9 protein-coding genes are annotated in these 9,574 nt (G+C 68.5%); 4 read left to right on the plus strand and 5 right to left on the minus strand.

Annotated features, from left to right (window positions below; genetic code table 11):
- A partial coding sequence (locus tag ACRWK7_RS12670; protein WP_431856587.1) for a methyl-accepting chemotaxis protein occupies window positions 1-420 on the plus strand: 420 nt, incomplete at its 5' end.
- 309 nt (window positions 421-729) lie between these two features.
- Here the strand turns inward: ACRWK7_RS12670 and ACRWK7_RS12675 are convergent.
- From ACRWK7_RS12675 to ACRWK7_RS12685, 3 genes are all read right to left on the minus strand, one after another.
- Window positions 730-2,028, minus strand: coding sequence for a TRAP transporter large permease (locus ACRWK7_RS12675; protein WP_431856589.1), 1,299 nt, complete (start codon window positions 2,026-2,028; stop codon window positions 730-732).
- Complete coding sequence (locus ACRWK7_RS12680; protein WP_431856590.1) at window positions 2,025-2,687, minus strand: TRAP transporter small permease; 663 nt, start codon at window positions 2,685-2,687, stop codon at window positions 2,025-2,027. Before ACRWK7_RS12680 ends, ACRWK7_RS12675 begins: the two co-directional genes overlap by 4 nt.
- 151 nt (window positions 2,688-2,838) lie before the next feature.
- The gene (locus ACRWK7_RS12685; protein WP_431856591.1) at window positions 2,839-3,846 is read right to left on the minus strand and encodes a TRAP transporter substrate-binding protein; all 1,008 of its coding nucleotides are present in this window, start codon (window positions 3,844-3,846) and stop codon (window positions 2,839-2,841) included.
- Between the two features lie 109 nt (window positions 3,847-3,955).
- Between ACRWK7_RS12685 and ACRWK7_RS12690 the strand changes: the two genes are divergently transcribed.
- Both ACRWK7_RS12690 and ACRWK7_RS12695 read left to right on the plus strand, forming a co-directional pair.
- Window positions 3,956-5,908, plus strand: coding sequence for a sensor histidine kinase (locus ACRWK7_RS12690; protein WP_431856592.1), 1,953 nt, complete (start codon window positions 3,956-3,958; stop codon window positions 5,906-5,908).
- A complete protein-coding gene (locus ACRWK7_RS12695; protein ID WP_431856593.1) occupies window positions 5,905-6,519 on the plus strand; it encodes a response regulator transcription factor in 615 nt (204 codons plus the stop codon). The genes ACRWK7_RS12690 and ACRWK7_RS12695 overlap by 4 nt, the downstream gene beginning before the upstream one ends.
- A 45-nt stretch (window positions 6,520-6,564) precedes the next feature.
- On the opposite strand, the gene ACRWK7_RS12700 is transcribed toward ACRWK7_RS12695, so the two are convergent.
- A complete protein-coding gene (locus ACRWK7_RS12700; RefSeq protein ID WP_431856594.1) occupies window positions 6,565-6,867 on the minus strand; it encodes a hypothetical protein in 303 nt (100 codons plus the stop codon).
- 393 nt (window positions 6,868-7,260) lie between these two features.
- A complete protein-coding gene (locus ACRWK7_RS12705; RefSeq protein WP_431856595.1) occupies window positions 7,261-7,545 on the minus strand; it encodes a (2Fe-2S)-binding protein in 285 nt (94 codons plus the stop codon).
- A 166-nt stretch (window positions 7,546-7,711) separates the two neighbouring features.
- On the opposite strand from ACRWK7_RS12705, the gene ACRWK7_RS12710 reads away from it, so the two are divergent.
- Window positions 7,712-9,325 carry an alpha-glucosidase family protein gene (locus ACRWK7_RS12710; protein WP_431856597.1) on the plus strand — a complete coding sequence of 538 codons (1,614 nt, stop codon included), beginning with the start codon at window positions 7,712-7,714 and terminating at the stop codon, window positions 9,323-9,325.
- Window positions 9,326-9,574: the final 249 nt, after the last annotated feature.

Raw genomic sequence — 9,574 nt, forward strand, 5'->3', positions numbered from 1 at the left:
GAGGCCGGCAAGGGCTTCGCCGTGGTGGCGCAGGAGGTGAAGAACCTCGCCAACCAGACGGCCAAGGCGACCGAGGACATCTCCAACCAGATCGGCGCCATCCAGGCGGTGACGCACGACGCGGTCAGCGCCATCGGCGCCATCACCGACACCATCGGCACGCTCAGCCAGCGCTCGTCCGACATCGCCGCAGCGGTGGAGGAGCAGCTCGGCGCCACCGGCGAGATCGCCAACCAGGTGCGCTCGGTGGCGCAGGAGGCGCAGACGGTGACGCAGAGCATCGGCGTCGCCTCCGACGCCTCGTCCGAGGTGGCGGGGGCCGCGCGGCAGTCGGTGGACGTGGCGAAGATGCTGCAGGAGCGCTTCGTGGCGCTGCGCGACGAGGTTCAGCGCTTCCTGGTGTCGATCAAGGCGGCGTAAGCTTCCTTGCCCTCCCCTGCCTCCGGCGGGGGAGGGTTGGGTGGGGGCAACGGCCTGCCCGAGGACCCACGATCCTCCAGCCGCCGGTAAACACAAAGCAACGAAGATTCATAAGATTCACAAAGGTCTTCCCGAAAACCGCCGTGCTCCACGAATAGGGCGCAGGCGGGTGGGATCCTCCTTGTGAATCTTATGAATCTTCGTTGCTTCGCTTTTTAAATCGTAGGCGCGATGCGCACCTTCCCGGGCACGCCGCTGCCCCCACCCATCCTCCCCCGCCGGAGGCGGGGGAGGGGTAGGATCCTTGGCTTACATCACGCCCAACGCCCTGGGCAGCCACAGCGAGATGGCCGGGACGTAGGTGACCAGCACCAGGAAGCCCAGCATCGCCAGCAGCCACGGCCACACCGCGATGGTCAGCTCGGTGATGCCCATCTTGGTGATGCCGCTGGCGACGTAGAGGTTCAGGCCGACCGGCGGGTGGCACATGCCGACCTCCATGTTGACCACGATCAGGATGCCGAAATGCACCGGGTCGATGCCCAGCTTCACCGCCACCGGGAACAGGATCGGCGCCATGATCAGCACGATCGACGACGGCTCCATGAAGTTGCCGGCCATCAGCAGCAGGATGTTGGTCACCAAAAGGAAGGCGATGACGCCGAAGCCCTGTCCGACGATCCAGTCGGCGATCTGCTGCGGGATGTTCTCCGACGTCAGGACGAACGAGAACAGCACCGCGTTGGTGATGATGTAGAGCAGCATCGCCGACATGTTCGCCGACGACAGCAGGACCTTGGGCACGCCCTTCAGCGGCATGTCCTTGTAGACGAACACCGCGATGATGAAGGCGTACACCGCGCTCATCGCCGCGGCCTCGGTCGGCGTGAAGACGCCGGTGTAGATGCCGCCAATGACGATGACGATTAGCAGCAGGCCCCAGATCGCCTCGCGGAGGGTGCGGAAGCGCTCGGCGAGGCTGGCCTTGGGCAGGCGCGGGTAGCCGAACTTGCGCGCCCGGTACCACGTCACGCCGCCCAGCAGCGCCGCCAGCATCAGGCCCGGCACGACGCCGGCGATGAACAGCTGGCCGACCGAGGCGGAGTGCTGGCTGCCGCTGGTCGCCACCGCGTACATCACCATGACGATGGACGGCGGGATCAGGATGCCCAGCGCGCCCGAGGTGGTGATGACGCCGGCGCCGAACTGCCGCGGGAAGCCCTGCGCCACCATCGCCGGCAGGATGATCGAGCCGATGGCGACCACCGTGGCCGGGCTGGAGCCCGACACCGCGGCGAACAGCGCGCAGCCCAGCACGCCGGCCAGGCCCAGGCCGCCGTGCCAGTGGCCGACCATGGCGGTGGCGAAGTTGATCATGCGGCGCGCCACGCCGCCGTGGGTGAGGAAGTTGCCGGCCAGGATGAAGAACGGGATCGCCATGATCTCGAACTTCTCGATGCCGGTGAACAGCTTCAGCGCCACCGCCTGCACCGGGACTTCGGTCATGGTGAACAGGAAGGTGAGCACCGTCAGGCCGAGCGAGATGGAGATCGGCATGCCGGTCAGCATCAGGCCGAGCAGCAGGCCGAAGATGATGGCGGCGTTCATCGTTTGCTCTCCTTCTCGCGCCGCTCGTCGCCTTCGTGGTGGGCGATGTCGTGCGGGTGCAGGTGGTCGTCCATCTGGAACCAGTTGACGTCCTGCGCCGCGCGCTGCGGGTCGCTGACGTCCTCCTCCAGGCCCTCGACGTGGCCGTGGTCGTGGTGCGGCAGCTCGCCGGTGCGCAGGAACGCGACCGTCACCTGCAGGAAGCGGAAGCACATCAGGAAGGAGCCGAGCGGGATCGCCAGATAGATGATCCACATCGGCCATTCCAGGTCGGCCGAGGTCTGGTCGGTCTCCGACATGTGCCAGACGAAGTTGGTGCCCAGCGAGCCGACGATGCCGGTGAACAGGGCGCCGGCCAGCAGGCCGAAGATGATGAACTTGGCGCGGTTCTTCGGTTCGAGCTTGTTGATCACCACGTCGACGCCGACGTGGATGCCGGTGCGCACGCCGTAGGCGGCGCCGAACTTGGCCATCCACACGAACATGTAGATGCACAGCTCCTGCGCCCAGGCGAAGTTCCAGTGCAGGATGTAGTCTTGGATGACGGGCAAGCCCGAAGCGTAACGGTGGACCACCGCGACGAAGATGATCGTGGTCGCCAAACCCATCAGGGTGGCGATGATGATCTCCTCGAGGTGGTCGAGGGCTTTCATGAACATGGCGGCTCCGCGCGCAAGGAGAGGCGGTGCGGGAAGCCCCTCCCCCCTTGAGGGGGAGGGGTTTGGGGAGAGGGGGATAGAAGCCTGGCCGGCTTCACCGACGCGACCCACACCCCAAACCCACACCCCACCAGGGAGAGGGGCTTCAACATCACATCTTGAAGCCGGCGGCGGCGGCTTCCTTGTAGAGCGACTCCATCAGCTCCTTGCCGACGCGGCCTTCCATCTCCTTGTGGACCGGCAGCAGCGCCTTGCGCCACGCGTCGGTCTCTTCCTTGGTCGGGGTGTAGAACTCGGTCTTGCCCGAGGCCTTCATCGCCGCCAGCGCGTCGTCGTTCTCCTTCTGCGCGATGTCGTTGGCGAAGGTGGTGGCGTCCTTCATGGCGCCTTCCAGCTGGGTGCGGACGTCGGCCGGCAGGCCGTCCCAGAACTTCTTGTTCACGATCACCGCGTAGCCGAGATAGCCGTGGTTGGTGAGCGTGGCGTGCTTCTGCACCTCGTGCATCTTCTGGGTGTACATGTTGGACGGCGGGTTCTCGGTGCCGTCCACGACGCCGGTCTGCAGCGCCTGGTAGACCTCCGAGAACGCCATGACCTGCGGCAGGGCGCCCAGGGCGCGCATCTGCGAATCCAGCACCTTGGAGGACTGGATGCGCAGCTTCAGGGCCTTCATGTCGGTGGGCAGGTGGATCGGCTTGTTGGCCGACATGATCTTGAAGCCGTTGTCCCAGTAGGCCAGCCCGGTGATGCCCTTCGACTCCAGCTTCTGGAACAGCTGCTTGCCGACCGGGCCGTTGGTGACGCGGACCAGGACCTCCTTGCTGGGGAAGATGTAGGGCAGGTCGAAGACCTCGAACTCCTTGGCGCCCAGCGGGCCGAACTTGGCCAGCGACGGGGCCAGCATCTGCACCGCGCCGAGCTGCAGCGCCTCCAGCTCCTCCTTGTCCTTGTAGAGCTGGCTGTTCGGGTAGACCTCGATCTTCACCTTGCCGTTGGTGCGGGCCTCGGCCAGTTCCTTGAACTTCTCCGCACCCTTGCCCTTGGGCGTGTCGGGGGCGACGACGTGGCTGAACTTGATGACGATCTGGTTCTGCGCGAACGCCGGCGACGCGAGCAGGCAGCCGAACGCGGCCGCGCACAGCAGCTTGGAGAGCTTCATGTAACCATATCCTCCCGGATTTATGGGGTCGTTTGTGTTCGCCGCATTCTTCGCGAACGGCGCCGTCGCCGCTATTGTGGAAAACCGTATCTTTCTCGATAAGGGTCCGATGATCCGCCCCGCCACCCTGCTGAGCCGCCGCGGCACCGCCATGCCCATCGTCGCGATGGTGCTGGTGGTGGTGCTGCTGGGGGTGTTCCTCTGGCTGCTCGACCGCTCCGAGCGCGAGGAGGAGGAGCACGGGCTGATCCGCGACGCGCTGTGGGTGGAGCAGAGCCTGCGCTTCCAGCTCGCCTCCGACGTCGACCGGCTGGAGCAGCTGGCGGACATGATCGGGCGCTCCGGCGGCACCGACGTCACCGCCGCGATGCGGCATCTGGTCACCACCAACCCGGCGGTGGAGCGGGTGCTGTGGCTGGACGCCGAGGGGCGCATCGCCGCCGCGGTGCCGCCGGTGCCGGACGGCCGCGCGGTGGAGGAGGGGGCGGAGCCCAGCCCGCGCGGCGACGCGCTGCGTCTCGCCCGGTCGCTCGGCAAACGGATCTACACCGCGCCCTACCCGCTGCCGCAGGCCGGCATGGGCTTCGACGTGGTGGTGCCGGTCTATCAGGGGCGCGGCGACGCCGGGGCGCTGGTCGGCGTGTTCTCCATCGACGACATCCTGACCCACCACGTGCCCTGGTGGATCGCCGAGCGCTACCAGATCGCGGTCGCCGATTCCAACGGCGCGGTGCTCGGCGCCAAGTCGCGCATCGACGAACCGACGCCGCGGCGCAGCCACGCCATCCCCTTCGATCCGCCGGGCAGGGGCATGACGCTGGTCGCCACCGTGCACCGGACCGAGAGCAACCTGGGCCGCACCGTGCTGGTGGCCGCCATCTTCGGGCTGACCGGGTCGGCGCTGTGGAGCCTGTGGATGGTGCGCCGGCACATCCGCCGCCGCGTCCGGGCCGAGCAGCAGCTGCGCACCGAGCACGCCTTCCGCAAGGCGATGGAGGACTCGCTCACCGTCGGCATGCGGGCGCGCGACCTGGAAGGGCGGATCATCTACGTGAACCCGGCCTTCTGCCGCATGGTCGGCTGGAGCGAGGCGGAACTGCTCGACCGCGGCCCGCCCATGCCCTACTGGCCGCCGGAGGACCTGGAGCGCTGCGCCCAGGTGTTCAGCACCGTTCTGGCCGGCGAGGCGCCGCCCGACGGCTTCGAGCTGCGGCTGATGCGCCGCAACGGCGAGCGCTTCGACGCGCTGATCTACGAGGCGCCGCTGATCGACGCCAACGGCCGGCAGACCGGCTGGATGGGCTCCTTCGTCGACATCACCGAGCGCAAGCGCGCCGAGGATCTGGCGCGCCAGCAGCAGGAGCGTCTGCAGCACACCGCCCGCGTCATCACCATGGGCGAGATGGCCTCGACCCTGGCGCACGAGCTGAACCAGCCGCTGTCGGCCATCGCCAGCTATTCCGCGGGCTGCCTGAACAAGCTGCGCGCCGACACGGTGGTGCCGGCCGAACTGATCCCGCCGCTCGACAAGCTGTCCAAGCAGGCGATGCGCGCCGGCCGCATCATCCGGCAGATCCACGAGTTCGTGCGCAAGCGCGACCCCAGGGTGGCGCCCTGCGACATGGCCGAGGTGGTGGAGGACAGTGTCTCGCTGATCCGCGCCGACGCCCGCAAGCACGGCGTGCGCATCGAGGTGGATCTCGCGCCGGCCACGCCGCCGGTGATGGCCGACCGCATCCTGGTGCAGCAGGTGCTGCTGAACCTGATGCGCAACGGCATGGAGGCGATGGCGCAGACGCCGCGCGACGCGCGCTTGCTGCGCGTGACGGCGCGGGTCCAGAATGGCGCGGTGCTGACCCGCATCCGCGACCGCGGCTGCGGCGTGGCGCCCGAGGTGGCGGAGACGCTGTTCTCGCCGTTCTTCACGACCAAGAAGGAAGGCATGGGCATGGGCCTGAACATCTGCCGCTCGATCATCGAGAGCCACCACGGCCGGCTGTGGTTCGAGCCGGCCAGGGGCGGCGGCACCGCGTTCCTGTTCAGCCTGCCGGTGGCGTCGTGAGCGCTGCCCCCCGCTTCAACGCCAAGGTCCACATCGTCGATGACGACGAGGCGATCCGCGACGCGCTGTCCTGGCTGCTGCAGTCGCGCGACGTGCAGGCGGAGACCTGGGAGACGGCCGGGGATTTCCTGGGGGCGTGGACGCCGGACCTCGCGGGCTGCCTGCTGCTCGACATCCGCATGGAGGGGATGACCGGGCTGGAGCTGTTCGACCGTCTGCGCGAGCGCGGCTGCCGGCTGCCGGTGATCTTCCTGACCGGGCATGGCGACGTGCCGATCGCGGTGTCGGCGCTGAAGAAGGGGGCCCGCGACTTCGTCGAGAAGCCGTTCAACGACAACGATCTGGTGGACCTGGTGATCGAGGCGCTGGCCTTCGACGCCGAGCAGCGGGCGCGCGAGGCGGGGCAGGCGTCGGTGACGGCGCGTCTGGCGACGCTGACCCAGCGCGAGCGGCAGGTGATGGACCTCGTGGTCGCCGGCAAGCTGAACAAGGTGATCGCCGACGACCTCGGCATCAGCATGCGCACCGTGGAGGTGCACCGCGCGCACGTCTTCGAGAAGATGGGCGTGAAGACCGCGGTGGAGCTGGCAAGGCTGCTGGCGACGGTGTGACTTAGGTCCCTCCCCCGGCGGGGCCGGGGGAGGGGCTGGGCGTTCCTAGGCTGCCGCGCGCGACAGCCGCTGTTCCACCTCGGCGATGGCCTGCGACATCTCGGCGACGGTTTGATCCGCCTGCGCCCGCGCGAAGGGCCACGCGTCGTCGCTGGCTTGGCGGGCCGCCTCGACGCGGGCGAGGACGCGGTTGCACAGGCCGCGGGCTTGGTCGAGCGCGCGTTCCAGCTCCAGCCGGTTGCCGTCGCTGCGTTCCGCTCTGGTGCGGAGTTCCTCCAGGCGCGCTTCGGCCTGCACGAGAAGATCGCGGCACAGCCCCTCGTGGGCCTGCCGCCGGCGGCGAGTCATCGTTGTGTTCCCCCTCTGGACGCTTCGGTGCGGCGTTCCGGTCGCCGACCGCCTGCGCAAGGACTTGCCTCCGCGGTCTTTGTGCGGTGCAAAGAAATTCCTGTGCAGTGCGGAAGGAAAAAATGACCGATGGCACGCCGCCGGTATGGCAATCGCTGTCCGTGTTCCGAAGTCGTTGGCTGAGTTTGAGCGCTTCCTCTGTGGCCATCGGCTCCGGCCGACGGGCATTGCTGGTGAACCCAGTCTTGCTGCGGCGCTTATCTGCCTGATTCACTCCGGCGGGTCAATCCGACCAAACGCATAGTATGCGGACACGTTGTCGCATCCTTAAGGCGAAAAAAAAGCGTGCGGACGCCGGGGCGTGCGCACGCTGTGCAAGGGATGGAGGCGCTCTTATTCTGCGGCGACGCCGTACGCGTAATCGCCGTCGGTGTTGGCGGGTTCGTGAGGGTGAATCTCGTGGTCGTGGTTCCCGCACTGGCCGCAGTTGCCGCCGCAGCCGCCGGTCCGCGCCGTCTCGCGGTGCTCTTCCACCATGCCGCGGACGTAGGGCACGCACTTGCCGCACTGCACCTTGTGTCCGAAGTGGCGGAACACCGCCGCGGTGGTCTGCGCGCCGTCCTGGAGGACCTGCTTGATCTGCTTGTCGGTGATCGGATGGCAGATGCACACGTACATGGAGGCTATGTCCTCTGGCGTCGCGGTGACCCCACAGGTAATGTGATTGCGAATCATTGTCAATTGCGATTGCGGCGCCTCCGAAGAGGTGCGCGCAAATGTCACGGGGGTCCGCTATCGTGGTGGCGGGATCGTCCGAAGGACGAAACGGGTGCGGGGGAGGGGCATGGCCGAGTGGTGGCGCGGCGCGGTGGTCTACCAGATCTACCCGCGCAGCTTCTTCGACACGAACGCGGACGGCGTCGGCGACCTCGCCGGCGTGACCGAGCACCTGTACCACGTGGCCGCGCTGGGCGCCGACGCGGTGTGGCTGTCGCCGTTCTTCCGCTCGCCGATGAAGGATTTCGGCTACGACGTCGAAGACTACCGGGCGGTGGACCCGCTGTTCGGCAGCCTGGCGGACATCGACCGGCTGCTGGAGCGGGCGCACGCGCTCAAGCTCCGGGTGCTGATCGACATGGTGCTGAGCCACACCTCCGACCGCCACGCCTGGTTCCGCGAGAGCCGGCAGGGGAGGGAGAACGCGCGCGCCGACTGGTACGTCTGGGCCGACCCGAAGCCGGACGGCACGCCGCCCAACAACTGGCTCTCCGTGTTCGGCGGCCCGGCCTGGAGCTGGGACAGCCGGCGCCGGCAGTACTACCTGCACAATTTCCTGCCCAGCCAGCCCGACCTCAACCTGCACAACCGCGCGGTCCAGGACGCCGTGCTGGCGGAGTGCGCCTTCTGGCTGGAGCGCGGGGTGGACGGCTTCCGGCTCGACGTCGCCAACTACTACCTGCACGACCGGCTGCTGCGCGACAACCCGGCCCGCGCCCCCGACGCGCCCTGGCCGGACGGCGTGCCGCCGGGCAGCGCCTACGGCCTGCAGGTGCACCGGCACGACAAGTCGCAGCCGGAGAACCTCGCCGTGCTGCGCCGGCTGCGCGGGCTGCTCGACCGCTACCCCGACCGCATGGCGGTGGCCGAGGTGCACGACGACGACAGCGTCGCCCGCGCCGCCGAGTATGTCGCCGGCCCCGACCGGCTGCACACCGCCTACAACTTCGCGCTGCTCGGCCCCCTGGGCGGGGCCGCCGCCGTGCGCCGCGCCGTCGAGGCGTTCGAGCGGCAGCCCGGCCGCGGCTGGCCGTCCTGGGCCTTCTCCAACCACGACACCGAGCGGGTGGTGAGCCGCTGGGCCGGCTCCGAGGCGCCGCCGGTCGCCGCGCGGCTGTTCCTGGCGCTGCTGACCAGCCTGCGCGGCACCGCCTTCCTCTACCAGGGCGAGGAGTTGGGCCTGCCGCAGGCCGAGGTGCCGTACGAGCGCCTGAAGGACCCCTTCGGCATCGCGATGTGGCCGGAGGCCGGCGGGCGCGACGGCTGCCGCACGCCGATGCCCTGGACCGTGGAGGGGCCGCACGCGGGCTTTTCCCCCGCCGAGCCGTGGCTGCCGATCCCCGACGCGCACCGGGCGCGGGCGGTGGACGTGCAGCGCACCGACCCGGACAGCGTGCTGTCCTTCGCCCGCGGCTGGCTGGCGTGGCGCAAGCGGCAGCCGGCGCTGCGGCTGGGCGACATCCGCTTCCGCGACATGGCCGAACCGCTGCTGGCCTTCGAGCGCCGCCATGAGGAGCAGCGGCTGCTGTGCGTCTTCAACCTCGGCCCGCGCGCCGTGGAGATGCCGCTGGCCGATGCGGAACGCTGGCAGGCGCTGGGCGGGCACGGGCTGCCGGGGGCGCTGTCCGACGGTGTGCTGCACCTGCCGGGGTGGGGCGGGGTGATGGCCGAGGCGAGATGAGCTTTTCTGACGGCCCGGACATCCTCAAGACGTCATTCCCGCGAAGGCGCACGGCTGTCCGGGGAAAAGAGCGCAGTTGCATTTCTTCGCCTCTCTCAACCGTCATCCCCGCGAAAGCGGGGATCCAGGAGAGTTGGCAAGGGGTTGATTTTCCAAGGTTCTCTGGATCCCCGCTTTCGCGGGGATGACGAAAAATGGAAGAAACGCGCACGGGGCCGTCACATCCCCGAGGTGGAGACTCGGAACCAC

This window comes from Azospirillum sp., assembly GCF_050789165.1.

Excerpts from the sequence above, each read along its gene's own strand:
- ACRWK7_RS12680 (WP_431856590.1), bottom strand. The coding sequence starts at position 2,687 with ATGTTCATGAAAGCCCTCGACCACCTCGAGGAGATCATCATCGCCACC.
- ACRWK7_RS12710 (WP_431856597.1), top strand. The coding sequence starts at position 7,712 with ATGGCCGAGTGGTGGCGCGGCGCGGTGGTCTACCAGATCTACCCGCGC.
- ACRWK7_RS12675 (WP_431856589.1), bottom strand. The coding sequence starts at position 2,028 with ATGAACGCCGCCATCATCTTCGGCCTGCTGCTCGGCCTGATGCTGACC.
- ACRWK7_RS12705 (WP_431856595.1), bottom strand. The coding sequence starts at position 7,545 with ATGTACGTGTGCATCTGCCATCCGATCACCGACAAGCAGATCAAGCAG.
- ACRWK7_RS12685 (WP_431856591.1), bottom strand. The coding sequence starts at position 3,846 with ATGAAGCTCTCCAAGCTGCTGTGCGCGGCCGCGTTCGGCTGCCTGCTC.
- ACRWK7_RS12700 (WP_431856594.1), bottom strand. The coding sequence starts at position 6,867 with ATGACTCGCCGCCGGCGGCAGGCCCACGAGGGGCTGTGCCGCGATCTT.
- ACRWK7_RS12690 (WP_431856592.1), top strand. The coding sequence starts at position 3,956 with ATGATCCGCCCCGCCACCCTGCTGAGCCGCCGCGGCACCGCCATGCCC.